The 24,647-nt window shown below is 61.3% G+C and carries 21 protein-coding genes; 7 read left to right on the forward strand and 14 right to left on the reverse strand.

Annotated elements, in window-relative coordinates; genetic code table 11:
* Window positions 1-179: 179 nt before the first annotated feature.
* Window positions 180-1,238: a hemolysin family protein gene (locus CS903_RS01425; protein ID WP_099331755.1), complete on the reverse strand. Its 1,059-nt coding sequence runs from the start codon at window positions 1,236-1,238 to the stop codon at window positions 180-182.
* Complete coding sequence (locus CS903_RS01430; RefSeq protein WP_099331756.1) at window positions 1,235-2,581, reverse strand: hemolysin family protein; 1,347 nt, start codon at window positions 2,579-2,581, stop codon at window positions 1,235-1,237. The genes CS903_RS01425 and CS903_RS01430 overlap by 4 nt, the downstream gene beginning before the upstream one ends.
* A gap of 144 nt (window positions 2,582-2,725) precedes the next feature.
* On the opposite strand from CS903_RS01430, the gene CS903_RS01435 reads away from it, so the two are divergent.
* A complete protein-coding gene (locus CS903_RS01435) occupies window positions 2,726-6,568 on the forward strand; it encodes a multifunctional oxoglutarate decarboxylase/oxoglutarate dehydrogenase thiamine pyrophosphate-binding subunit/dihydrolipoyllysine-residue succinyltransferase subunit (RefSeq protein ID WP_277984859.1) in 3,843 nt (1,280 codons plus the stop codon).
* 136 nt (window positions 6,569-6,704) lie between these two features.
* Here CS903_RS01435 and CS903_RS09685 read toward each other — a convergent pair whose 3' ends face one another.
* From CS903_RS09685 to CS903_RS01450, 3 genes are all read right to left on the reverse strand, one after another.
* Entirely contained in the window at window positions 6,705-6,779 is a 75-nt protein-coding gene (locus CS903_RS09685; protein ID WP_099331890.1) for a 50S ribosomal protein bL37, read from the reverse strand.
* A gap of 142 nt (window positions 6,780-6,921) precedes the next feature.
* The gene (locus CS903_RS01445; RefSeq protein ID WP_099331758.1) at window positions 6,922-7,194 is read right to left on the reverse strand and encodes a hypothetical protein; all 273 of its coding nucleotides are present in this window, start codon (window positions 7,192-7,194) and stop codon (window positions 6,922-6,924) included.
* Complete coding sequence (locus CS903_RS01450; protein ID WP_099331759.1) at window positions 7,187-7,846, reverse strand: sigma-70 family RNA polymerase sigma factor; 660 nt, start codon at window positions 7,844-7,846, stop codon at window positions 7,187-7,189. Before CS903_RS01450 ends, CS903_RS01445 begins: the two co-directional genes overlap by 8 nt.
* Window positions 7,847-7,981: 135 nt before the next feature.
* Here CS903_RS01450 and aroA point away from each other — a divergent pair, with 135 nt between their 5' ends.
* On the forward strand, window positions 7,982-9,379 hold the full coding sequence (aroA, locus tag CS903_RS01455; RefSeq protein ID WP_099331760.1) for a 3-phosphoshikimate 1-carboxyvinyltransferase: 1,398 nt from the start codon (window positions 7,982-7,984) through the stop codon (window positions 9,377-9,379).
* Window positions 9,380-10,432 carry a ribosome small subunit-dependent GTPase A gene (rsgA, locus tag CS903_RS01460; protein WP_099331761.1) on the forward strand — a complete coding sequence of 351 codons (1,053 nt, stop codon included), beginning with the start codon at window positions 9,380-9,382 and terminating at the stop codon, window positions 10,430-10,432.
* Between the two features lie 7 nt (window positions 10,433-10,439).
* On the opposite strand, the gene CS903_RS01465 is transcribed toward rsgA, so the two are convergent.
* Together CS903_RS01465 and CS903_RS01470 are read right to left on the reverse strand one after the other, a co-directional pair.
* A complete protein-coding gene (locus CS903_RS01465) occupies window positions 10,440-11,189 on the reverse strand; it encodes a MerR family transcriptional regulator (RefSeq protein WP_099331762.1) in 750 nt (249 codons plus the stop codon).
* A 57-nt stretch (window positions 11,190-11,246) separates the two neighbouring features.
* Window positions 11,247-12,041, reverse strand: a complete 795-nt coding sequence (locus CS903_RS01470) for an inositol monophosphatase family protein (protein WP_099331763.1) — start codon at window positions 12,039-12,041, stop codon at window positions 11,247-11,249.
* Between the two features lie 77 nt (window positions 12,042-12,118).
* Between CS903_RS01470 and CS903_RS01475 the strand changes: the two genes are divergently transcribed.
* Window positions 12,119-12,868 (forward strand): glutamine amidotransferase, encoded by a 750-nt coding sequence (locus tag CS903_RS01475; RefSeq protein WP_099331764.1) that lies wholly within the window; start codon window positions 12,119-12,121, stop codon window positions 12,866-12,868.
* Here CS903_RS01475 and CS903_RS01480 read toward each other — a convergent pair.
* The gene (locus CS903_RS01480) at window positions 12,824-13,264 is read right to left on the reverse strand and encodes a hypothetical protein (protein WP_099331765.1); all 441 of its coding nucleotides are present in this window, start codon (window positions 13,262-13,264) and stop codon (window positions 12,824-12,826) included. The genes CS903_RS01475 and CS903_RS01480 overlap by 45 nt on opposite strands.
* A gap of 204 nt (window positions 13,265-13,468) precedes the next feature.
* Here CS903_RS01480 and CS903_RS01485 point away from each other — a divergent pair, with 204 nt between their 5' ends.
* Complete coding sequence (locus tag CS903_RS01485) at window positions 13,469-14,407, forward strand: LysM peptidoglycan-binding domain-containing protein (RefSeq protein WP_164996634.1); 939 nt, start codon at window positions 13,469-13,471, stop codon at window positions 14,405-14,407.
* A gap of 23 nt (window positions 14,408-14,430) precedes the next feature.
* Window positions 14,431-14,904 (forward strand): Rv3235 family protein, encoded by a 474-nt coding sequence (locus tag CS903_RS01490; protein ID WP_099331767.1) that lies wholly within the window; start codon window positions 14,431-14,433, stop codon window positions 14,902-14,904.
* A gap of 7 nt (window positions 14,905-14,911) precedes the next feature.
* Here the strand turns inward: CS903_RS01490 and secA are convergent, their stop codons facing one another.
* The 6 genes from secA to mtrA form a co-directional block, all read right to left on the reverse strand.
* A complete protein-coding gene (gene secA / locus CS903_RS01495) occupies window positions 14,912-17,794 on the reverse strand; it encodes a preprotein translocase subunit SecA (protein ID WP_099331768.1) in 2,883 nt (960 codons plus the stop codon).
* A gap of 146 nt (window positions 17,795-17,940) precedes the next feature.
* On the reverse strand, window positions 17,941-18,603 hold the full coding sequence (gene hpf / locus CS903_RS01500; protein ID WP_099331769.1) for a ribosome hibernation-promoting factor, HPF/YfiA family: 663 nt from the start codon (window positions 18,601-18,603) through the stop codon (window positions 17,941-17,943).
* 227 nt (window positions 18,604-18,830) lie between these two features.
* Window positions 18,831-19,517 (reverse strand): competence protein ComF, encoded by a 687-nt coding sequence (locus CS903_RS01505; RefSeq protein ID WP_099331770.1) that lies wholly within the window; start codon window positions 19,515-19,517, stop codon window positions 18,831-18,833.
* A gap of 86 nt (window positions 19,518-19,603) precedes the next feature.
* On the reverse strand, window positions 19,604-21,283 hold the full coding sequence (locus tag CS903_RS01510) for an LpqB family beta-propeller domain-containing protein (RefSeq protein ID WP_129587555.1): 1,680 nt from the start codon (window positions 21,281-21,283) through the stop codon (window positions 19,604-19,606).
* Window positions 21,280-22,806: an MtrAB system histidine kinase MtrB gene (mtrB, locus tag CS903_RS01515; protein ID WP_242491689.1), complete on the reverse strand. Its 1,527-nt coding sequence runs from the start codon at window positions 22,804-22,806 to the stop codon at window positions 21,280-21,282. The genes CS903_RS01510 and mtrB overlap by 4 nt, the downstream gene beginning before the upstream one ends.
* 68 nt (window positions 22,807-22,874) lie before the next feature.
* Complete coding sequence (mtrA, locus tag CS903_RS01520; protein WP_099331772.1) at window positions 22,875-23,555, reverse strand: MtrAB system response regulator MtrA; 681 nt, start codon at window positions 23,553-23,555, stop codon at window positions 22,875-22,877.
* 60 nt (window positions 23,556-23,615) lie between these two features.
* On the opposite strand from mtrA, the gene CS903_RS01525 reads away from it, so the two are divergent.
* The gene (locus tag CS903_RS01525; protein WP_099331773.1) at window positions 23,616-24,644 is read left to right on the forward strand and encodes a glycerophosphoryl diester phosphodiesterase membrane domain-containing protein; all 1,029 of its coding nucleotides are present in this window, start codon (window positions 23,616-23,618) and stop codon (window positions 24,642-24,644) included.
* Window positions 24,645-24,647: the final 3 nt, after the last annotated feature.

Genomic DNA, 24,647 nt, shown 5'->3' on the forward strand with positions numbered 1-24,647 from the left:
ACATTTCCGAAAAACCAACGGTCCTGAGTCTACGACTTCACCACCGGGGGTTCAGTTGCGTCCATCACAATGGGTCTTGTTTTTCCTGGTAAATGCGTCACGGCATTGGCCGTTGGTAGACCAAGGTCACAATCGTATCTCGGTTTGGGCGCCTTCCCTACCGAATGGCAGGTGCGGTTTCAGACCTGCCCCCGCTGGAGGGAGTCTCGCACCTGACCAACCAGTTCCTCCCACAGGTCCTCCATAAAGAGGGCTCCGACCATCTCACCGCTTTCCTCATCAACGACCCCCACCAGGTGGCTTGAGGTCGCCTGCATTTGACGCAGGGCGTCCTCGGCGCGCAACGAGGAAGAAAGGTACTGGGGGGCGCGGATTCGCCAGGGTTGAATGGGGGAGGTTCGCTCTTCCTCCGTATCTGCATAAAGCACGTCCTTGAGGTGGACATAGCCGACGACTCGCACCTCAGTCCCCTCACCTTCTGTAACGGGGAAGCGGGAGAAACCAGTCTTGGAAACCATGGCTTCCACGTCCTCCGGCGTAGCGGGTAGGGGAATGGTCGCCAGGTCCGCAAGCGGGACCATCAGGGTCCCGGTGAGCGTCTCAGCAAACTCAAGCGAGCCGGCCAGCATTCCCAAATCGTCACGCAGCTTCCCTTCTTCACGGGACACTTCCACGATGTTCGCCACCTCTTCAACGGTGAAGGTGGCTGCGATCTCTGACTTGGGTTCAAAGCCGAAGTGGCGGATGAACCAGTTGGCGGTGTTATCCATCACCACCACGACCGGCCGCAGGAAACGTCCGATGGCAACCAGCGAGGGAGCCAGGATCAACAGGGTACCGGTTGACTTGGCGATCGAGAGGTTCTTCGGCACCATCTCACCAAAGACCACGTGTAGGAAGAGGACCAGGATCAGCGCGACCACAAAGGCAATCGCGTGAGCCACATCCATTCCGACGCCGAAGTGCTGCAACGGTACGTAAATGAGGTGGGCTATCGCTGGCTCCGCGATGGCACCGAGCGAGGTGGACATAACGGTGATTCCCAGCTGGGAGATGGCTAGCATCAGTGAGACGTGCTGGAGGGCGTACATCGCCTGTTTGGCTCCGCGAACCCCCTGCTGCGCCAGGGGTTCGATCTGGGAGCGTCTCGACGAGGTGACTGCGAACTCCGCTGCGACAAAGTAGGCGTTCACCAGGAGGAAGAGGACGGTGAGGAGGATACCTAGACCGGTGTTCATGCGGACACCTCACCCTCGATATCCGAATCTTTACCAACTGTACGAAAGACGTGCAGGCGCGTCACGCGGCGCCCCTGCATCGCCACCACCTCGAGGGTCACGCCCCCGGCGGTGACCTCATCCCCAATCTCGGGTATCTCCCCAAGTTCATTCATGATGAAACCCGCCAGAGTTTCGTAGGGGCCGTCCTCGTCCACAACGATCCCGGTCTTGGCCAGAAGCTCATCGGGACGCAGGGTTCCGGGAACCATGTAACCGCCCTGGGGGGAGGTCTTGATGCCGCGACGACGCCGGTCGTGTTCGTCACTGACTTCACCAACGACCTCTTCAACGACATCTTCGAGAGTGACAATGCCGCTGGAGGAACCGTACTCGTCAACCACGACCACCATCTGTACCCCGCCGCGTAGTTCAACCAGCAGGGGAACTAGGCCGACCGTTTCGGGGACCTGGAAGGCCGGAACTGAGATGGATCTGGATGACACCGGCACCTCCCCGCGACGTTCGTGGGGAATCGCGATGGCGCGGCGCAGCAGCGCCACAGCCACGTAGTCATCCCCGTCGTCACCGATGATGGGGAACCTGGAGTGACCGGTCTCGCGGGCCAGGTTTACGAGGTCTGCCGCAGAGGCGTTCGCGGGAATGGCCCTCACGCGGCCCCTGTCAGTCATGACATCAATAGCCGTGAGGGACTCCATTGAAACCGACCTGGTGAACAGCTCCGCGGTCTCTTCGTTCAGTGTCCCCTCCTCCGCAGAATGCTGGACCAGCGCGGCAAGTTCCGAGGCGGAGCGGGCACTGGACAGCTCCTCGACAGGCTCCACTCCAAAAAGACGAAGAACCGCGTTGGCAGTCCCGTTCAGAACCTTGATGATGGGGGTGAAGATCCAGGTGAACCCAAGCTGAGCCGGCGCCGTGAGGCGCGCAGTCCTCATGGGTTCCGCAAGCGCCATGTTCTTCGGCACCAGCTCGCCGAACAGCATGGAAAAGGCGTTGACGAGGACGACCGAGAGAATCGCACCGATCGCCGCTGCGAGCGTCAGGGAGAGGCCGAGGTGTCCCAGACCGGAGCTGAACAGTCGGACGAGGGCGACCTGGGTGGTGTAACCGAGGAGAATCGTCGTCAGTGTGATACCGACCTGAGCTCCGGAGAGCTGTGTTGACAGGGACTTGAGCGCGCGCATCACCCTGGTGAGGCGCCGGTCTCCGCCGTCAAGCTTGCGTTCAACTGAGGCTGGGTCGAGAGCGACGAGTGAGAACTCTGCTGCCACAAAGATTGCGGTTCCGAGAGTGAGGAAAATACCGAAGAGAACGAAGAGCGAGTCAACAACAAGCGGAGGCATAGTAGGCAACACTATATAGGGGTCTGCCCCACCAAAATATGCGCTGTTTTCAACACGGGCGAGTTGCGGACGAGTCGAGACTTAAGTCCGGGACCTCTCTACACTTGGATGTTGAGTGCACCACCTCAAGTCAAAGGAGCTTTTGTGGCGAGCATTGCGGACGACGATCTCGGTCCCAACGACTGGTATATCGGAATGATGTATGACCAGTTTGTAGATGATCCCAACTCGGTCGACGAACAGTGGCGGGCCTATTTTGAGGCATACCCTGACCTGGGCGCGCGCGCTTCGGCCGCCTCCGCGGGAACCGGGGTCGGGGCACCTGTCGTGACCGACCAGATCAGGCCTGCCACCGAGGGGTCATTCTCGGCCGAGGATGCCAACCCGGGTCAGGTTCCCGAACCTGTCACGGCGCCGGCGGGTCAGACCAACCCGGTTAACGTCACCAGGTCTGACCTACCCCCGGCACCCCCAACACGCGCCGATGAGGCCACCTCCCCCTACACTCGCGCCAAGGTCATTGGGGCTGCCTCGAACCTGGGGGACGGTTCGCTGATTGAGGACAGTCTGGAACCCATCCGAGGGGCCGGACGCTCCATCGTGAAGAACATGGAGTCTTCACTTTCGGTTCCGACCGCAACTTCGGCCCGGGAGATTCCTGCCAAGTTACTGATCGAGAACCGCTCGGTGATCAATGTTCACCTTGATCGCACAGTCGGCGGCAAGGTCTCCTTCACCCACCTCATTGCCTACGCCCTCGTCGAGAGCCTGGTTGAGATGCCCTCGATGAATGTCCGCTACAGGAATGAGGACGGTAAGGCCCAGATCGAACACCTGGCCCATGTCGGTCTCGGCATCGCCATTGATGTTCCCCGTAAGGACGGTTCGCGTTCCCTTCTGGTCCCGGTGGTCCAGAAAGCCGACACGCTGACCTTCCCCGAGTTCGTTCGGGCCATGAACGACCTCATCGTCCGTGCTCGCGACAACAAGCTGGTAGCAGACGACTTCCAAGGCGCGTCGGTTTCACTTACCAACCCGGGAACCATCGGTACCACGCTGTCAGTTCCGCGCCTCATGGCCGGCCAGGGTGCCATCATCGGCATCGGTGCCACCGACTACCCGGCGGAATGGGCGGGTCTACCGGGCCAGCGCCTGGCTGATCTGGGTGTCGGCAAGGTCATGTACACGACCTCCACCTACGACCACCGCGTCATCCAGGGGGCCGGATCAGGCCAGTTCCTGAAGATTCTCTCTGAGAAGCTCAGCGGCAAGGACGGGTTCTACGACCGTATTTTCAACGCACTTCAGGTCCCCTACCCTCCCTACCATTGGGAACGCGACCTCGTCTACGATCCTGATGCTGAGAAGAGCAAGCACACCCGAATCGTTGAGCTGATCCACGCCTACCGTTCACGCGGTCACCTGGCAGCAGATACCGATCCCCTGGCCTATCGGGTGCGCCGCCATCCCGACCTCGAACTGGGGCGCTACGGCCTCACCGTGTGGGATCTTGACCGAGAGTTCCCCACCGGTGGGTTCGGCGGTGTGCCCCGCATGCTCCTGCGTGACCTACTGCGTCGTCTGCGCGACACCTACACCCGCTCGGTGGGCATCGAGTACATGCACATTCAGGACCCGACCCAGCGCCTTTGGGTGCAGGCCGAGGTCGAAGCGCCCTACGAGAAGCCCTCCCCCGCGAAGCAGAGGGAGATCCTCTCCACCCTGGTCAAGGCAGAGGCTTTTGAGGCGTTCCTGCAGACCAAGTACACGGGTCAGAAGCGCTTCTCACTCGAGGGTGGAGAGTCTCTAATCCCCCTGCTTAACGAGGTCCTCACCGAAGCCGCAACGGCCGGCCTCTACGAGGTCACCATCGGCATGGCTCACCGGGGGCGCCTCAACGTCCTCGCCAACCTGGCGGGCAAGTCCTACTCTCAGATTTTCTCTGAGTTTGAGGGCAGCCCCCACCTGCGGGGAACGGAAGCTTCGGGGGACGTCAAGTACCACCTCGGAACAGAGGGGGTCTTCACCGCGGGTGACGGGGTGGCAACCAGGGTCTACCTGGCGGCCAACCCCTCACACCTGGAAGCCGTGAACGGAGTCGTCCTCGGCATCAGCCGGGCCATGGATGACCGCCTCGGTGAACCGGGTTTCCCCGTCATGCCAATTTTGATCCACGGTGATGCAGCCTTCATCGGTCAGGGTGTGGTCTACGAGGGGCTCAATATGAGCCAGCTTGAGGGCTTCAAGACCGGTGGAACCATGCACGTCATCGTCAACAACCAGATCGGTTTCACCACCGGGCCCACCTCGGGTCGCTCGACGCGCTACCCCACCGACCTCGCCAAGGGGCTGCAGATCCCCATCTTCCACGTCAACGGGGATGACCCGGAGGCCGTGGTCCGCGTGGCGGCGCTGGCGTTCAAGTACCGCGAAGAGTTCAACAAGGACGTCCTCATCGACCTGGTTTGCTACCGCAGGCGCGGCCATAACGAGGGCGATGATCCATCGATGACCCAGCCGGTTATGTACGGGCTGATCGACTCCCTTCCCCCGACGCTAGAGGTTTACACCCGCAACCTGGTTGGTCGCGGCGATATCACCGAGGCCGAGGCGAATGAGGTCAGTGAACAGTTTGAGTCTGAGCTGAACCACATCCTTGATGAGACGCGTTCTCGTGGAGGGATGCCCGATCCTGAGGAGCGCACGCAGACCGGAATCAAGGAGCGCGTCGACGAGCGCTACGGCCTGGAAGTTCCGGAATCTCAGCAGCCCGGCGCCGGTCTGATGATCGGCTGGGACAGCGCAGTAACGCGCGCGGAACTGGAGCGGGTGGGCCAGGCTTACAACTCGTTTCCCGAGGGGTTCACCCCACACAAGAAACTGCTGCAGCTCAGTGAGCGTCGCATGTCTATGGCCCGGGGCGAAACCCCGATCGACTGGGGCTTCGCGGAACTGTTGGCCTGGGGCACCATGCTCATGGATGGCACTCCCGTCCGCATTTCTGGTCAGGACGCTCGACGCGCCACATTCGTGCAGCGCCACGCGGTTCTTCACGACCAGAACGACGGCCGAGAGTTCACCCCCCTCGACTTCCTCACGGAAGACCAGGCCCCCCTGTCAATCTACGACTCACCCCTGTCCGAGTACGCCCCGCTGGCATTTGAGTACGGCTACTCGGTGGAGCGTCCCGAGGTCTTCGTGGCCTGGGAGGCGCAGTTCGGTGACTTTACCAACGGGGCCCAGACCGTGATTGATGAGTTCATTTCTTCAGCGGAGCAGAAGTGGGGTCAGGCATCATCGCTGACCATGCTGCTTCCCCACGGTTATGAGGGGCAGGGACCAGACCACTCCTCGGCTCGGATAGAGCGTTACCTGGCGCTTGCCGCAGAGGACAACATGTGGGTGTGTCAGCCCTCAACGCCGGCCAACCACTTCCACCTCACCCGCCAGCAGGCCTACCGGCGCCCTCGTACCCCCCTGATCGAGTTCACACCAAAGCAGCTTTTGCGCCTTACGGCTGCGACCTCGCAGGTTGAAGAGTTCATTTCCGGTTCGTTCCAGCCCGTAATCGGTGAGGTCGAGCCCGCGGTCAACCCCGCGCAGGTTCGTAAGGTGCTGGTCTGCTCGGGCCGCATCTACTACGACCTCGTTAAGGAACGGCAGAAGCGCGGCGCCCTCGACGTGGCAATCATCCGCCTCGAGCAGTTCTACCCGCTGGCCACCGAAGAGATGGAGGCAGCCCTGGCCCCGTATGGGGACGCGCAGGTGGTGTGGGTTCAGGATGAGCCCGCCAACCAGGGAGCCTGGCCGTTCCTCTCGGTGAACCTGTTCCCCAGCCTGGGTCTTCTTCCCAACTTTGCGGGACTGGCCAGCGGCATTCCCTCGGTGTCAGTGGTATCTCGGGTTGAGGGTGCCTCGCCCTCGACCGGACTGTCCTGGCGTCACGACGAGGAGCGGTCCTCAATCCTGGCGGAAGCCTTCGTCTAGGAGAACTTCAAGTAGTGCGATGTCGGGAGGCCCACCGGGGTCTCCCGACATTCTTTTGCAGGCAGCAGAACGGTTTGGATATGCGAACGGCCCACGGGTTACCGTGGGCCGTATCGACCTCAAAGAGATCGAAGGTTCAGCTGTTGGGGCGCTTGCCGTGGTTCGCTGCCTTCTTGCGGCGATCGCGACGCTTCCGTCCTCGCTTGCTCATGTCCTAATCCTTCCGTCTGTGCCGTATGGCGCACAACAGTGCTAATAATCGCATACAAGGGGCCCTCTGCATAAGTCGTTGGCAGAGTTTTCAGTCACGGAAAAGCCCCGCTGTGAGGAAAAACGCAAGTCTGAGCGTCCACTTAGTCCCCGTGGGGGCCCATCTGCTGCCGTTTGATTGTGAAGATAATCCGTGCCCGCAGACTCGGAGGGGGTGTCACACACAGGCAGTCCCGCAGCGCCTTGACAATCTCGTCCGTACTGAGATCCAGGTTGTCGTCCACATCTAAATGGGTACTGCGGAATGCTTCTGCGGCGCAGTCCCCCACATTGAGCCGGATGAACCCGAGGGGAACCACGAACAGACGCTCGTCGTCGTCTAACCCATCCCAACCGTACCTGCCCGGTTCAGCCACGCTTCTCACCCACTCCCAAACTCGCTTTACTCCGGATCATTTGCCCTCCGGGTCGTGTCACGATCTCTCGTAACCTGCGGCGCCCCCTGTGCACTCGACTGAGCACGGTGTTCTGGGGAACCTCCATGATGTCTGCGATCTCCCTGGTGGTCAGGCCCATGACATCGGAAAGGTAGACCGAAGTGCGCTGGGCCTCCGGAAGCATCCCCAAAACCTCGTAGGCCTCATCTCGCGCCAGACGATCCATCGCTTCAGACTCTGCCGAGGGCGAGAACGCGCGCCCCAGAGCCCCCCCGTCATGGTCAGCTCCCGATGAATCGGCCGTCGCATCTCCCCCGATCTGCCAGTCCTCAGGCAGGGGCTGGCCGATGTGCTGCAGGTCGCGGGAGGACTTGCGGTAGTTGGAGATGAAGGTATTTGAAAGGATGCGATAGAGCCACGCCCGCACGTTCGTGCCCTGCTCAAAAGATGCGAACGCAGAGTACGCCTTCAGGAAAACCTCCTGCGTGAGGTCCTCGGCATCGGCGGGGTTTCTCGTGAGGGCGAGGGCGGAGCCGTACATTTGGTCCAGCAGGGGAAGAACTTCGCTCTCAAAGCTGTGCTCCACGTCCTCGACCCCCTCCCGGAGGGGGTCCTGCGCTTCGCTGTCCATTCCAAATCCTGACGTTGAGCCGCCCAAAATGGCGGCCGCTGTGGCAAAAGTCGGCGCCCTTGACCACAATGCTAATCAAGCACAGTTGGTTCCCGTAAGGGTCCCGACCTACATTTCACTAACCGCGGAGGTCCTGTGTCCCCCACCAACAGCCGAACCGCCGGGCTCTGGGCGGCCCCTACCGCCACCCGGCCCATCAGCGCAACCGTTGTGCTACCGGGTTCCAAGTCCCAAACCTCCCGGGCTTTCGTCATCGGCACCATTGCCCAGAACCCGACTCGCATCAGCGGCGGTCTCGCCTCGAGGGACACCTATCTGGCGGCTCGGGCCATGGTTGATCTCGGTGCCACCCTGGTGTTTGAGGACGAGGGCGACCTCGTCATTGAGCCTCCCCAGACCCTCCAAGGCGGCGCCACAATTGACTGTGGACAGGCCGGGACGGTGATGCGTTTCGGTTCTGCCCTGGCGGCCTTCGCCGATGGTAAGACCAAGCTGATCTGTGATCCCACAGCTGAGGCCCGCCCCATCGGCCCACTGATGGACTCACTCTCCGCCCTCGGGGCCAAAGTGCGCTATGGAAAGCGTAAGGGGTACCTTCCGGTGTCGATTACCGGCATTCCCGCTCGAAAGAGAAAACCCCAGCGCAGTGAGGACGACGAGTGGCAGGTTCTCATCGATACCTCGAGCTCCTCGCAGTTCCTCTCCGCACTGCTACTAACCTCCCCGCTGATCGAAACCCCCACGGTTCTGCGAGCCGAAGGGCGCTTACCCTCTTGGCCGTACGTTGCGATGAGCCTGGAGATGCTGCAGGCCCAGGGCGTTAACATCCAGCAGACCTCTTCGTGGAGCTGGCGCACCAACCCCACGCGGCCTGTCGGTAACCCCATCCAGGTTGAACCAGACCTCGCCAATGCCGGACCCTTCCTTGCTGCCGCGGTGCTGGCAGGGGGTTCTCTCACCGTTCGTGACTGGCCGACCAGGACCGATCAGGTCGGGCGCTACTGGGTAGAGATTCTGCCCAAATTCGGTGCGAGCGTGGCTATGACGGCCGAGGGCCTCACAGTGACCGCACCTCCCGGTCTCACCTGGAGCGGCGTCGACCTCGACCTGGGGCCCTACGGGGAACTTGCCCCGACGGTGGCCGCACTGTGTGTTTTTGCCACGTCCCCCTCCACCCTTCGCGGCATCGCCCACCTGCGCGGTCATGAAACTGATCGCCTTGCGGCAATGGCCACTGAAATCCGTCGCCTGGGCGCTGAGGCACGGGTCCTTCACGATGGCATCCACATCATTCCGGCCCCCCTTCGGGCTGCCCAGCTGGCGACCTACGAGGATCACCGCATGGCCACGTTTGCCGCGATCGTGGGCCTGCGCGTTCCCGGGTGTCTGGTAGAGAACATCGGTACCACCGCCAAGACTCTCCCCCAGTTCACCACCAGGTGGCAGGCCATGCTTGATGGCACCAAGTCCCCTCTTCCCCTTACCATGGAGGAGATCTTCAAGGACCCCAACCTCATAGAAGGATCTGACTAGATGTCTCGATTCGACACGGGAACCGATGATGCCCGAGTGCGGGTTCGAGCAACGAAAGGTTCACGTCCCCGGACAAAACGTCGTCCCGACTACTCGGGTCGCCCCCTGGGTCGAATCGTCGCCATTGATCGAGGTCGTTTCACCGTTGCGCTTGAGGACGGGACCCGCGTCTACGCGGTAAAGGCCCGCGAGATCCCTCGGGGTGCGGTCGTCATCGGCGACCTGGTTCGCCTCACGGGCGATCTCACCGGACGCGAGGACACCCTGGCCCGGGTCGTTCAGGTTGAGGAACGCACCAACGTGTTGCGCCGCAGCCTTGAAGAAGCCGATGATGGCCGCGCAGAAAAGGTCATCGTCGCCAACATCGACCTCATGGTCATCGTGACGGCCTCCTCAAACCCGACCCCCCGGGCTGGAATGGTGGAACGTACCCTGGTGGCCGCACAGGAAGCCGGCATTCCGGCACTTCTGTGCATGACCAAAACCGATCTTGCCGACCCGGCTGATTTTATCGCTCAGTTCAACGGCTTCGACCTCGAAACAGTCACCGTTGACTCGGTGACAGGTGATGGTGTTGAGGCCGTGGCAGAGCGCCTCACGGGCCTGTTCTCCGTCCTAATCGGCCACTCGGGGGTTGGAAAGTCCACCCTGATCAACGCCCTCATCCCCGGCATCAACCGGGCGGTTGGTGAACTGAACCTAGCCACGGGGAAGGGACGCCACACCTCGACAAGTTCGGTAGCCCTCGAGCTTCCCGAGGGCGGCTGGCTGGTTGATACCCCCGGGGTTCGCTCATTCGGCCTCGCCCACACCGAGGTGGAAGATGTACTGGCGGTTTTCCCCGACCTCGCGGTGGTCACTGAGTTTTGCCTTCCGAACTGCACCCACGTTGACACGGAGGTTTCGTGCGCGCTTGATGAGTGGGCGTCGCAGCAGGGGCCATTCGCTGAGGGTGGAGAAGCACCGGAGATGACTGTTGCGGCCGGGCGCCGGTCCGAGTTGGTCGGCAGAGCCCGGGCGCTCATCAACGGCCTGCAGCAGACCGGTTGGTAGCGGGAAGCTAATCGAGGTTGGCGACGGTCCAGATCTCGATTGCCTCCCGGATCACCTCGGCATTTTTCTGGCCCCCATAGGTGGCGGCAAACCGCTGGTCAGCCACATACATGTCCGCCAGGCCCCGGTAGGCACCGCTGCCGGGAACCCTACCACCCCACATTTTCATGACCCAGGCGTGGTGCTTTGAGACCAGGCCTTGGAACTCTTCCCCTGCAGGGTCCAGGCCGGAATCTGCGGCTCGGCACAAAGCCGGGTTGATATCCAGGCTGGCCTGGTTGTCCGCCTGGAGCTCCTCCTTCGTCATTTGCTGGCGGCGCTTTACACTGCCCTCCCACGCGTTATCACCCCACCGTTCGCGGACTTCGTCCTCGTACTTGGCTTCGTCAAACCCGGCAAAAATCTCATCAACAGTCATTGTCTGTCCCCTTTTCACGGCGCGGAGTGCGGCTTGGGCGGCCTCAATCCGGCGGTTGGTCAGTTCACGCTGCCCCTGAAGCAGCACTAGGCGCTCCTCAATAGCTTCGGTAAGCGTGGCTTCGTTATCAAGAATTTTACGAATGGTGGCCAGGGGAAGATCCAACTCCCGGAGGGAGAGGATGCGGTACAGCCGGGCCACTTCCGCATCCCCGTAGAAGCGGTAGCCGTTGGCGGCGACACGCGAGGGGTGCAGGATCCCGATCTGCTCGTAGTGACGCAAGGTTCGACTGGTGACTCCAGTGGAACTCGCGACTTCCCTGATTGGCCATTCACTCATGACACTCAGCCTGCCAGTTGACGTTACGACAGAGTCAAGTCCTTTTGACCACGATTTCTAGCGGGGTTCGAGGCCGCTGATCGCCGCCGCATGAAGCAGGCCGTTGGTCGCCACCGCGTTGCTACCCCAGGGGCCGTCCTCGCCATCCAGGGAGGTGAAGCGCCCACCGGCCTCCTGAACAATCGGAACCAGAGCCGCCATGTCGTAGAGCGCCAGTTCTGGTTCGGCAGCGACATCAACCGTGCCCTCGGCGACCATCATGTAGCTCCAGAAGTCGCCGAACGCGCGGGTGCGCCAGCACTGCTGCTGAAAATCCAGAAAGCTGCGTCCTCTCCCGGCAGCCAGCCAGCCTTCAAGAGACGAGTAGGAGAAGAAGGCGTCTTCAACCTGGGAAACCTTGGAAACTTGAAGCTGTTTCGCCCTCATCAGCGAGGTTCCCGCGAAGGCCCCCATGTCCTTGGCGGCCCACCAGCGTCGCTTCAGCGCGGGAGCTGAGACCAGTCCCACCACGACCTCACCGTCCTCCACCAAACCAATCAGGGTGGCCCACACCGGGACGCCGCGGACAAAGTTACTGGTGCCATCGATGGGATCGATGATCCACTGCCGACTTGACGAACCTGTTGTGCCGCGTTCCTCACCGAGGACGGAGTCCCTTGAGCGAGAGGTGCTGAGCTGGAGACGAATCTGGTCTTCGACGGCCCTATCCGCATCGGAGACCAGGGTAAAGTCTGGCTTCTCTTCAACGACGAGGTCGTCGGAGTGGAAGTGAGCGAGACTCTGGTGGTCGGCCTGATCCGCGAGAACGTGGGCGAGGCGGAGGTCATCGATGTAGCGGCGCGATTGTGACATGGTTAGAGACTATCGCTTCCGATGCCGACTCAACCCACTTTGGCACCCCCTGGGACCCCTCCCGTTAGACTGCGGATATGGCACGACGTTTCCTAATGATGACCACACGGATTTATGAGAAGGTGGCGGTTTCCGAACGAGAGGCCCTGCTGAAGCTATCAGGACTTCGTGAAGATGAGCTGATCAATGTGCGTTTGGAACGCGAGCCTTTCCCCGATCTTGACCTGGGTCAGTGGGATGGCATTATCCTCTGCGGTTCACACTTCGACACCTCGGCACCCGAGTCAAGCAAGAGCCTGCGTCAACTCGATGTGGAACGAAACCTTCGGCGGCTAACAGCGGAGGCCATGGAACGAGACTTTCCGATTTTGGGGATCTGCTACGGCCTGGGCGTGATGACCCAGATGTTGGGGGGAACCGTGGGCACCGAGATCTCAGAGGAGATTGGGGCGCCGGAGCTGACACTGACAACCGAGGGGCGACGCGATCCCCTGCTGCGGGGAGTACCGCGGGAGTTTCGCGCCTATGTGGGGCATCACGAGTCTGTGATTGAGCCGGCCGCCGGGATGGTTCCGCTGGTGACGGGGAAGGTGGCCCCGCTACAGATGGCGCGGATTGGCAAGAACATCTACCTGACCCAGTTTCATCCGGAGCTGGATTATGACGGCATCATGGTCCGCATCGAAGTTTTTGCTGACCACGGCTACTATCCGAAGAAAGAGAGAGCACTGGTCGAAGAGAGGGTGACGGGGGTAGATGTCAGCCCCGCCCACCTGATCCTGTCAAACTTCGTCGACCGCTTCGGTACCCAGGAGGGCGTGGCCTAGCTCCACCCTCTCACTGATGTCGAACCACATCAGCTCCTCATCGAACAGTTGCTCCATGACCGCATCCGCGTCCTCCTGGGTCGCAGTTGCGAAGAGCTTTGCACACAGTTCACGTCCCGGGTTGTCATCCGCATAGATCTCGTCTACCTGATCCCAGGTGGTAAAAACGGAGTCCGCAGAAGCTAGTGATCCGCTAATAACCAGGCGGGTGGCAGGCATACCTTCCTCGCGGCTCATTTCAAGGGAGAGAACGGCAGCATCGTCCCGGCAGTCTTCCGATGTCTCGTCCCATGAGGACCCATCAGGGACATCTGCGCTCTGCACGTAGAGGGGCGGACGGCCGGGAGGAGTCTGGGCCAGAAGCTCGGCCGCAGTGAGTGCTAGGTAGTGCTGCATAGCTCCAAGTGTGCCACGGTCACGCCGACTGACGCCATGCACAAAAATGGGCCCGTCCCCATGGTCGCGAAACTTTGTTATCCACAAATTATATAAGTGGCAGGTGTCAACAGGAGCTTCGGTAGCCTCGGCGCCACCGGTGGTGAGACGCGTAAGAAAGGGAGCGTCACAGACACAAACGGAGAGGCAGTCACCATGGGCAAGATGACACATCAGACAGTTCGGCTGGGACCCGGGCAAGGCAGGGAAGGTAGTCGGCGCAGGCATGATGCCACCCGCAGAGCCTGGTTGAACTGGCTTTGGGAGCTGGTCGGTGCCGTCATACTTTTCCTTCTTGTCTCCGTGGTGGTGGGGCCCGCAGCCACGGCGCTCGGCCCTTCGGCCCTGCCGCTTGCACTGGTTGGAATGGCGGGTGAGGCCGTGGTCCTCTGGCGACTGGTGTGGACCTCCCTCGCGCTCCTGTCTGCCAGTTCGGTGCTCCCTCGTGGTCTCGCTGTCGTTCTCAGCGGTGCCGTATCCATGTGGGGTACCAAATCGGCCCGCCAGACTGCCGCCGGGCTTGCGGCTGCCACCGTAATCACCGGGGGAATCTTCTCCGGAGTTGCAGTGGCCGCCCCCGCGGACGAACTCTCTACGGAGGACTTCCTCTGGGAGGCCGATACCCAACCCATAGTGCAGGTTCACCCTCTCGAGGTCGCCCTCCCCCTCGCCCCAGCACCTGTTCCCGTCCCCGCGGACGTGGAGGTTGCACCGACCGAACCCTCCCGTGAGGGGGACGAAGTAAAGGGACAGACACAGGAGAAGGTCAGTGTCGTGGCCCCGGTGGTTGAGTTGCCGCGGGCGCTCCCAGACACTCCGGCTGCGGCGAACTCCCTTCGAAGCCGGGGCCTGACCATCCCGGATCGGGTTGAGGAAGTGCGCGATGAACCCCATCGGGCAGTCTCGTCTGATGTGCACACAGTTGTCGCAGGTGAGTCGCTGTGGGTGATTGCCGCAGACCTCCTTGGCCCGCACGCCGACGACTTTGCAGTTGACGCGCAGTGGCGCGAGATATATCGCGTGAACCGCGAGGTTGTGGGAGAAGATCCCGACCACATAGAACCCGGAATGAGGCTGGAACTAGCCGACTTCAAGCAAAACTAAGTTAGGAGAAAGCCTTGGATGCAATGAAGCAGACCGAGCAGAGAGTGGTTGGGATCCGGCGTCCGCATGGTCCCACCCCGGCGGGGCGCCGGCCCCGTCTTGGCCCCAGCGTCTCGGGAGGCGCCTCCCCCTCGGTGAAGCGCAGTTCCACCACGGACCTGCACCCTGTTCCCCGGGGGATGCCCGACCCAGCCGACTGGGCGAAACACCTGTCCGTGGCCATCGTCGATGTCATGGGCGGACGTAGAGAAGCTCGAAGCATTCAGCGCTGGATGACCCCCGAGGTCTACAACCAGATCAGGGCCGTGTCGCAACGAACCAGGTGGCAGGGAGGGTCCATGCCGGCGTTGGCGATGACGGCCCGGGCCTGCTCCGTGGCCCCGGACTCCGTCGAGTTCGCGGTGACCATCTGGGATCAGGACCGCGCCCGAGCCGTGGCGGGGCGCCTGAAGATGGTTCGAACCCGCTGGCAACTCAACGAGTTCGAAACACAGTGAGTTCCCCCTAGCGCTTCTTTTTTGCCTGGGCGCGACGCTGCGCGCGGTTGAGGTTCTGACCTCCACCTGCCGGGGCCGTAGCTCCTCTGGCTGTGGTTGCTTCTGTTCCACCCTGTTCGCTAGGTCCCTGCATCGTCAGGCGCCTCGAAGCTGCCTGGCGGCCAACATCGCCCATGACTGACTTCGGGGAGGCGGCCAGGGGCCGCTGTGCAACGCGCTGCGATTTCTTAGGCTTAGAAGAAGCTGGGGCCTTGGGAGCCTCAGCTGCCGGAGCCTGAGCCGCAGGAGTTTCAGGTGCTGAACCGTCCTCAACGGCAGCCCCCTTGGCAATCAGCTCTTCACGCTGTTCGTTCGCCTTCTGGAACTGGTAGTGGTAGGCAAACAGCTGCTGAACCGACTCTTCCTGAATCCGTTCCATCATGGCCTGGAACATCTTCGAGGCCTCATCCTTGTACTCAACCAGGGGGTCGCGCTGACCCATGGCGCGAAGCCCAATACCTTCCTTGAGGTAGTCAACCTCGTAGAGGTGCTCTCTCCACAGCCTGTCGACGGTTGAAAGTACAACGCGGCGCTCAAGCTCCGCGTGCGGAGTCTCGCCCAACTGGGCCATCGCAACCGGGTTCACATCAAGCGCCTCGACTGCTGCCTCATGGGCCGCCCTGATATCTCCGCGAAGCTCGAACTGGATGTTCTCACGGGTCAGGTTTCCCCTCCCGCCGTACTCAGACTCAACATCCTCAATCGAAACGGCAACCGGGTAGTAGCCCCGCAGCTCGGTCCACAGCGACTCCAGCTCCCACTCATTCGGGTCATCCGCAGCCGTGTACTGGGCAACCATGCCGGCAATCAGCTGTCCCTGGAAGTGCTCGATCTGTTCGGTGAGATCCTCACCCTTCATGACGCGAGCGCGCTCTTCATAGATCAGTTCACGCTGACCGGTCATGACATCGTCGTACTTGAGGACGTTCTTACGAATCTCAAAGTTACGTGCTTCAACCTGCGACTGTGCCGAAGCAATTGAACGCGAGACCAGCTTGGACTCAAGCGGTGCATCCTCCGGGTAGGCGCCGGAGGTCATGATCCTCTGAGCCATTCCGGAGTTGAAGAGACGCATCAGGTCGTCTTCCATCGACAGGTAGAAGCGGGACTCACCCGGGTCACCCTGACGTCCGGAACGACCACGCAGCTGGTTGTCAATACGGCGCGACTCATGTCGTTCGGTTCCAAGGACGTAGAGACCGCCTGCTTCGGCGACCTCATCATGCTCTTCAGCGACGGAGCGGCGGGCGCTTTCAAGCGCTTCCGCCCACGCCTCGCGGTACTCTTCGGGATAGGTCTCAGGGTCCAGACCTCGACTCTTCAGGTTGGCCTGTGCGATGAACTCGGCGTTGCCACCGAGCATGATGTCCGTGCCTCGACCGGCCATGTTCGTGGCGACCGTAACGGCGCCCTTGCGGCCCGCCATGGCAACAACCTGAGCCTCACGCTCATGCTCCTTGGCATTGAGGACCTCAATCGGAATCCCCCTCTGTTTCAGCAGGGCTGCCACCAACTCCGACTTTTCAACGGAGGTGGTACCAACCAGGACCGGTTGCCCCTTCTTGTGTCGCCCGACAATATCCTCGACGATGGCGTTCATCTTGCCCTGCATCGTGGGATAGACGAGGTCGGGCTGGTCAATGCGAAGCATGGGCCGGTTCGTCGGGATGGGAATGACCCCGATCTTGTAGGTGGACGCGAACTCAGCGGCCTCGGTCTCTGCGGTACCGGTCATGCCGGCTCGGGACCCCTCGGGATAGAGGCGGAAGTAGTTCTGCAGGGTCACCGTTGCGAGCGTCTGATTCTCCGCTTTAATCTCAACGCGCTCCTTGGCCTCAATGGCCTGGTGCATGCCGTCGTTGTAGCGACGCCCGGAAAGGACACGGCCCGTGTGCTCGTCAACAATCATGACCTCACCGTCTTTGACGATGTAGGAATCGTCGCGGTGATAGAGCTCTTTAGCCTTGATGGAGTTGTTGAGGAAACCGATCAGTGGCGTGTTCGCGGCCTCATAGAGATTGTCCACCCCCAACTGGTCCTCAACCTTCTCAATGCCGGCCTCGAGGATACCGACATTGCGCTTCTTCTCGTCGACCTCGTAGTCGACGTCGCGCTGCAGCATCTTGGCAATGCGAGCGAACTCTACATACCAGTGGTTGAGGTCGCCGGCAGCGGGACCCGAGATGATCAGAGGGGTTCGCGCCTCATCAATCAGGATCGAGTCGACCTCATCAACAATCACAAAGTTGTGGCCGCGCTGAACCATGTCTTCGGGGCGCTGGGCCATGTTGTCGCGCAGGTAGTCAAAACCAAACTCATTGTTGGTGCCGTAGGTGATGTCCGCGTCGTAAACCTTGCGACGCTCCTCAGGGGTCTGGCCCGCCAGGACACAACCGACACTCATCCCGAGGAAGCGGTAGACGCGTCCCATCATCTCTGACTGATACTCAGCCAGGTAGTCATTCACCGTGACGACGTGGACGCCCTTACCGTCGAGGGCACGCAGGTAGGCCGGCATCGTGGCCACCAGCGTCTTTCCCTCACCGGTCTTCATCTCTGCGATGTTGCCTCCGTGAAGGGCAGCGCCCCCCATGACCTGAACGTGGAAGGGACGAAGGTGCAGAACCCTCCATGCTGCTTCACGCACCGTCGCAAAGGCCTCAACCAGGAGGTCGTCCAGGGTCTCCCCTTCAGCAAGACGCTGCTTGAATTCAGCGGTCTTTCCCTGAAGCTCTTCGTCCGAGAGCTTCTTGAAATCCTCTTCCAGGGCATCAACCTGATCAGCAATGCGGTCAAGGCGCTTGAGCTGGCGTCCTTCGCCAGCCCTGAGGATCTTGTCAATAATCGACACGGGGACTCCTTGGTTGGGCCTGCAGTTCCAAGTCTTGGACTACGGCGTACCTTTCAGTTTACGTAACATACGCGCACATAGGGGTGGGCCCCAAGACCTGCGGCCATGGGACCCACCACACAAGCTACGCCAAAGCGCCGCGACACCTAAGCATTCTCCACCTGGGAGAGGCGGGTGTTAAGGCGAAGAATGCCGTACGTCCACCCCTTGCGGTGGTAGGCAACGCAGGGCTGCATCGTGTCCTTGTCCACGAAGAGGAAGAAGGGGTGTCCCACCAGTTCCATCTGGTGCAACGCCTCATCCACACTCATCGGTGGGGCCTCGTGAACCTTCTGACGCACGATGACCGGGGAGTCGCCCAGCTGTTCCTCTCGGACCTCACCGGGTTGCATATCGTGTGCTGAACGCAGGACCCAGTCCTCAGCATTCCTCATGTCTGCATCCACGCCCTCGGTCAAAGTTTCGTCCTGATCGATGTCTGGCACACCGTCAAACTGGAAACGACGGTGGTCCTTCGCGCGATCACGAAGGCGACGAAGCCGCTCAAAGAGCTTGGCGCTAGCCAGATCGACTGCTGAGTATCGGTCTGCCGATTCGGCCTCACCCCTAATCACAGGTCCTTTTCCGTACACCGTCAGTTCAATTCGCTCCGAGGTGTCAGCCTGACGCGGGTTGCGCTCATGCGTCACAACCACGTCCACTCTCTGTGCTCGGGGGTAGAACTGGGTGATCTTGTCGAGTTTGCCCTCAACAAAGTCACGGAAGCTGGGGTGAATTTCGGCGTTACGGCCGGTGACAACGATGTCCATGGGGATCCTCCAGGAGCCTTTGGAATGAATAAGCACCGCAGGCGTTCCACGCCTGCTTCGAGTAGAACAACCCTCCTTCAAGCAAACGAGCCGGGGTTCCCTTCATCCACCGAGTGGATGAGTAGGGTTTCCCCATTCTAGGCCACTGAGACCTTTTTCACTTTGAAAATCCCGAATTTGGTAATCGTTCACCATCTGCGAAACCAAGAGACTGCCCGCCGAGACCATCACGCGGCCGCCAGGGCCGACGTAAGGACCACCCCGGGACCGAGTGCCCCCATCACCGCTCGCATCGTGGCCCCCGTGGTGACGACGTCATCAACCACCACCATCATGGCCCCATGCGGAGGCTGGTACACCAGGCGCATCGCACCGGATCGGCCTGAACTACGAGCTCCTGCGGACCGCCCACTCTGACCTGAGATTCCTCGACGCAGCTCGACGGCCGGTACGGAATCAACCGGACTTCCGATGCTTCGCTCCAGTCCATTGGCTACCCCGGATGCAATCAGGGGGACAATCTCCGCCCTCCTCCTTCTTCGAGCGTGAGAAGAGGGGGCCGGCACAACCCAGATCGCGTTCCGCGGGTGAGCCGCAAGCGCATTCTTGAGCCGCTCTCCAACCGCGGTTCCGAGCGTCTCCCCAGCCGCATAGAGGAAGTCCCCCAGGTCTCGATTGACATCATGTTTGGCTGTGAGAATCAGAGAACGCAGTGCGCCCTCATAGGAACCTAGGCACAGGAGCTCGGTTTCAGGCAGACCTTCGGCGTCCTCATGAAACCTGGACACCGGTACCGCCCTGGCAATCTCCCAACACTGCGGGCAGATCTCGACATCCCACAGCCCGCAACCGGGGCACTGAACCGGAAAGAGAATGTTCTTGATGCTGCTCAGCATCAGTCCAATCGTACTCATACACCAATTTTTGGCGCCTCAAACCGGGCGGACCAGTAAAAATGGCAGGGCTGTGGACAGTGCCAACCACCCCACCCTGGGGAGTACTAGCCGGCGAAAGACACCTGAAGGACGTCCCCCGTCAGTTCGATCCAAGCCGCACCGGCCCGCTGAAAGGTGGTTCCGTCCTCGCGCTGCACCAGCAGTGAACCGAGCATTCCTGCACCTGTTACCCGCGATATCTCAGGTGGTGCCGCAATCACCTGCATCCATCCCCCCACCCCGTAGAGCTGCAGGGCAGAGCCCTCCTGGGACCCGGGGATCAACGCTGCAATCGTCGTCTCCCCCACCCAGGTCAGATCCACCACCTCGGGTGAGAAGAGGCTAATTGTGTTCGGGCTTTGAAGTGTGACCTGCCCGGTCCCAGCAGCCCCGCGATGCACAGTCGCAATCGTCACCTGGGCTCCCCCGGCACCACGGGTGAGAAGCAGTGCCCTCGACCCGTCCGGCGAGACACGTATCTTCACGGCTTCGCCGTCAAAGGGAATGGGCACCTGGATGGGCTCACCCCCGGAAGGGACAGCCCACACAGCACCCTCCAGTTCGGGACTGGCCACCCACACCGTACCGAAGCGATCAACCGAGGGGGCTGTCGGCCCCTTGATTTCAAACCTCCGGGGCTCCGAGGCATTCACGGCCATGATCGACAGCGTGTTCGTTTCCGGACTGACCCAGGCTACCGAGCTGCTCTCAACCGGTCCGATGGTGGGGTTCTGCGCGTCCTTCCCCGCAGTCTCCGCCGGAATGTAGACCCCGGAGGTTGCGGTGGAACCCATGACGACGGCTCCGTCCTCCACCCCAACCAGGCGGTCCAGACGGTAGCGGGGACCACGGGGCAGGTTCGACTCGTCCTGCACCACCCCGTTGATACGAATTTCAACGTCCTGGACCGAGGGAATCTGTGTGAGGGTGGACAGGATTTCCCAGATCAGAGCGTTTCGTTCCAGTTCCGAGTTCGGCGGGGTCCCCTCGAGGTTAACCTGGGCGACCCTGTCGTGAACCTCAACCCCGGCTGTCGGCAGCTTTAGTTCGGCCCCCAGGTCCCCGACGACCGCCGGCGCCAGCGCTTCGCTTGGTCCGTCCAGAAGCCCCTGCATCAGGTAGGAGCTGATTCTCGTGCGCGGATACCAGCGGGGATCTGGCGAGAGAGCCGAGAGGTCCTCGGAGGGAAAGAGTAGGTTGACCGACTGGTAGGCACTGTTGAACGCCGACTCAGAGAGAATCAGCCCGTCCTCAAGAGCTGCGATCCTCCATTCCCCCTCTTCGTTCTGCACCAGGGTGAACTCAGCCTGGCTGGATCCGTGTCCCGCCGTCGCACTGAGAACACCGCTGGCATTAATAGTGCCCATGGTGGTGAGGGCGAGGACGACTTCGGTCTCATCGTCCTCGGTCTTCAGTTCGGGGCGCGGCGTGAAGTCAGAAGGGAAGACTGCGACCTGCTGGTTGGGCTGCCAGGTCGAAGCGACCTCCGGAGTCAGGTAGAGCCGTGCGGTAGCGAAGTCGTCGTATATTCCGGCTGCGCAGGCACGGAGAAAGTCCTCGACCAGAATCCTTGGGGTTGAACCCTGCTGTGGAGCGGAACCAAACTGGTGGATGGGGTCGCGCTGCGGGGCCTCGATATCAAACTCATGCAGGGCTCCCGAGGTGGGGATGGCGGAACAGGCAGCCGGAAGCATCACGGCACAGGCGGCCAGAAGCGCCAGGAACACGCGGGGAACTCTTCTCACTCGTCCTCCCAAACCATCAGGGGAAACTCCGTCACCGCACTTCCTGCCACACGCGGCAAGGTGACAACGAAGGAGCTTCCCTTCCCCAGCTCTCCCCAGGCATTGATGACCCCGTTGTGCAGAATCACGTCCTCCCGGGAAATAGCCAATCCGAGTCCGGTCCCCCCGGTTGTGCGTGTTCGCGCCGGGTTCGCCCGGTAGAAGCGGTCAAAGACACGCTTTACAGTATCGGGGCTCATCCCCACCCCGCGGTCGCGAACCCGGAAGGCCACCGAGGTTTCTCCCGAGGCCACGGTCAGTTCCACAGGGTTGCCATCGGCGTACTCGCAGGCATTGACCAACAGGTTGCGCACCACGCGCTCCATGCGGATCGGGTCGAGGGGAACCGAACAGCGCTCCGGCCGAGGGCCCAACACCAGCTTGACCCCAAGGTGATCGGCCAACTCAGAGTTGGCATTGACCACCTTTTCAACCAGGGAGTACAGGTCGGTCATTTCCGCATCGAAGTTAGCCGACTGGGCGTCGTAGCGGGAGATCTCCAGCAGGTCGGCGAGCATCTGTTCAAAGCGACTTACCTCAACGTGGAGGAGCTCGGCGGAACGTTTTGATGCCGGGGGAAGCGCATCTCGGTCATCAAAAATGATCTCATCAGCCATGCGAATCGTCGTCATGGGGGTGCGCAGCTCATGGGAGACGTCCGAAACGAAACCCTGCTGGAACTTCGACAGGGTGTCGTAGTCGGTGATCTTGGACTGCAGCGACTCGGCCATGTCGTTGAATGTGGCTCCCAGCTGCGCCATCTCATCACGCCCTGCGACACGCACGCGGCTGGTCAGGTCACCCGCGGCGAGTGCGCGGGCAGCCACTGCCGCATCTCGCACCGGGGCCAGCAGGCGGTAGACCAAAATGAACGACACCATTCCCATCAGTATGAGGACGGGGACCGACCCGATGGTGAGCACCTTGATGATCGATTCCAGTGTCGACTGTTCCTGGGCTAGGGAGTAGATCACGTACATCTCGTACGGGCCAGCCGTGGGGATGTCGATCAGTGCCCCCACCACGATGCCAGGAACGACCCCCGTCTCAGTTGGCAGTGCCACCGACTGCCACAGCCCCATGTCGTGGGCGAGGCCGGTGCGCATCTCACTGTTGATCGCATCGGCATAGTCGGGGTTGCGGTACTCATTGATGCGGAAGACCTCGGACGACTGGGGTGAGCGCATCAGCAGGACATCGACGGCACCCGCACCTGCGGCTGACTCGCGGATGGTGGTCAGAACCTGGGTGACTGCATCCTGCACCTGGTTGGTCGTCACAGCAGTCGACTGGTCGAGGGCGTTCTGTGCTTGAGAAAACCGGACTGAAGCATCCGCCAGGATCGTCTCCCGGCGCGTCCCAAAGAGGTCTGCGCGCAGCATGTTGGTGGCCACAAAGATGAAGACCACCAGGATGATCGTTAGTACCAGGGCCAGGGTGACGGAGATTCTGAGCGAAAGTGATCCGCTTAGGAACCGGGGCAATCTACGACGCCAGGGCACCCGCTCCACACCGTTCTGGCTCCCTGTGTCCCTCGGAGTTGAGGTTCCGCTCAAGACCCTGTTCCAGCGCGGTAACCCACCCCGCGAACCGTAATAACCAGTGAGGGACTCTCCGCGTCCCTCTCAATCTTCGAGCGCAAACGTTGCACGTGCACGTTGACCAGGCGGGTGTCGGCCGCGTGGCGGTAACCCCACACCTGCTCCAGTAGCTCTTCGCGAGTGAAGACTCGCCACGGGGCTCGAGCCAGGGCGACCAGCAGGTCAAACTCAAGGGGTGTCAGGGCCACACTCTCTTCACCCCGACGCACCTCGTGCCTGGAGACATCGATGGTGAGGTCGCCGAGCGTCAGCTGCTCCTCATCGGCCTCATTCTGGCTGCGCAGACGCGCCCTCACCCGCGCCACCAGTTCTTTGGGCTTGAAGGGCTTGGGAACGTAGTCATCGGCACCAGCCTCAAGACCGGCGACAACATCGGCCGTATCTGAACGAGCCGTAAGCATGATGATGGGAACGTTTGAGACCGCCCGGATATCCTCACAGATCTGAATCCCGTTGCGGCCGGGAAGCATGACATCCAGCAGGACCAGATGGGGATCACAGGCTTCAAATGCAGCCTGAGCACCACTGCCATCAAAGCACTCAAAAACCTCAAATCCCTCAGAGCGCAGAACAATCCCAATCATCTCTGCGAGTGATGCGTCGTCATCGACAACAAGAATCCGTGAAGCCATATGCAGATCGTCCCATGATCAAGGCCCCCTGTCACCTGTACAGTCCGGCACAATAGGGAAATGAGTTCATATCCGACTGCCCCCTGGCCCTTCGACCCACAGAATCAGGGCTGGGGTGGCCCGCAAACCCCACCGCCCCCGGTCATTCCCTTCCACCCCCTGACCCTGGGCAACCTCTTCGACGGCACTTTCGCAGCGATCCGTTCCAACCCCAAGGTGATGTTCACTGTCGCCCTTGGTGTCTCGGGGGTTCTCGGTCTCATCTCGGGTCTCATCGCCGCAGTCCTGCCCGTCCAGGACCTGACCATCGGTGACGGCGTCACCTATGAGTACGAGGCTGGTTTCGACACCATGGTCCCCGTCTTCGCGGGGATGTCCGTCCAGGGGATAGCCGGGATCATCAGTGCCGCTGCCATCGTCCTCGTCACCGGCATGCTTGTCTTATCAGTCACCAACGCGGTGGTGGGGGTCAACCTTGATCTCAGAGCCACCTGGGAGGCTGTGAAGCCTCACATCTGGCGCCTGATCGGAACCGCCCTGCTGGTGTGGCTGATCATTCTGGCCCTGGTTGCACTGACGATCGCTCTACCCGTCACAATCCTCGTGGTGGGAATCGCCTCCGGCACCGAGAACTTCGGCATGATCACCCTGGTGATGGCCCTGCTCATCCTCGTCGGGATCGTCCTCATCGTGTGGATCAACATCCGCCTCTACTTTGCCCCCGTAGCAACGGTTGTCGAGGGTGCCTCTCCAACGGTGGCAATCTCGAGGTCGTGGAAACTGAGCCACGCAGCTTTCTGGCGCATGTTTGGGCGCGTACTCCTGATGGGCATCATCCAGTCGATCGTGGTTGGACTGCTCAGCGGCACACTGTCGATGCTGGTGGTTCTGGGAGGCTCCGTGATCCCCTGGTCTATCTCGGTCTTTCTGCTGACCTTGCTCACCAGCCTGGTCACGGGCCTGGCGATGCCATTCGTCGCCTCCTACACCTCGCTAATGTACGTCGACGAACGGATGCGCAAAGAGGACCTGGGAGCCAGCCTCCAGGCCGCCCTGGACGCCCAGCGCGCCTCCGGGGCAACAGCCTAGGCG

This window comes from Actinomyces minihominis, from assembly GCF_900187855.1.
GTDB classification, from domain to species: domain Bacteria; phylum Actinomycetota; class Actinomycetes; order Actinomycetales; family Actinomycetaceae; genus Scrofimicrobium; species Scrofimicrobium minihominis.

Bases quoted from the DNA above. Each gene is read 5' to 3' on its own strand.
- CS903_RS01425 (WP_099331755.1), bottom strand. From the start codon at position 1,238: ATGAACACCGGTCTAGGTATCCTCCTCACCGTCCTCTTCCTCCTGGTG.
- CS903_RS01430 (WP_099331756.1), bottom strand. From the start codon at position 2,581: ATGCCTCCGCTTGTTGTTGACTCGCTCTTCGTTCTCTTCGGTATTTTC.
- CS903_RS01450 (WP_099331759.1), bottom strand. From the start codon at position 7,846: ATGGACAGCGAAGCGCAGGACCCCCTCCGGGAGGGGGTCGAGGACGTG.
- rsgA (WP_099331761.1), top strand. From the start codon at position 9,380: ATGTCTCGATTCGACACGGGAACCGATGATGCCCGAGTGCGGGTTCGA.
- CS903_RS01465 (WP_099331762.1), bottom strand. From the start codon at position 11,189: ATGAGTGAATGGCCAATCAGGGAAGTCGCGAGTTCCACTGGAGTCACC.
- CS903_RS01470 (WP_099331763.1), bottom strand. From the start codon at position 12,041: ATGTCACAATCGCGCCGCTACATCGATGACCTCCGCCTCGCCCACGTT.
- CS903_RS01475 (WP_099331764.1), top strand. From the start codon at position 12,119: ATGGCACGACGTTTCCTAATGATGACCACACGGATTTATGAGAAGGTG.
- CS903_RS01480 (WP_099331765.1), bottom strand. From the start codon at position 13,264: ATGCAGCACTACCTAGCACTCACTGCGGCCGAGCTTCTGGCCCAGACT.
- CS903_RS01485 (WP_164996634.1), top strand. From the start codon at position 13,469: ATGACACATCAGACAGTTCGGCTGGGACCCGGGCAAGGCAGGGAAGGT.
- CS903_RS01490 (WP_099331767.1), top strand. From the start codon at position 14,431: ATGAAGCAGACCGAGCAGAGAGTGGTTGGGATCCGGCGTCCGCATGGT.
- hpf (WP_099331769.1), bottom strand. From the start codon at position 18,603: ATGGACATCGTTGTCACCGGCCGTAACGCCGAAATTCACCCCAGCTTC.
- CS903_RS01505 (WP_099331770.1), bottom strand. From the start codon at position 19,517: ATGAGTACGATTGGACTGATGCTGAGCAGCATCAAGAACATTCTCTTT.
- mtrA (WP_099331772.1), bottom strand. From the start codon at position 23,555: ATGGCTTCACGGATTCTTGTTGTCGATGACGACGCATCACTCGCAGAG.
- CS903_RS01525 (WP_099331773.1), top strand. From the start codon at position 23,616: ATGAGTTCATATCCGACTGCCCCCTGGCCCTTCGACCCACAGAATCAG.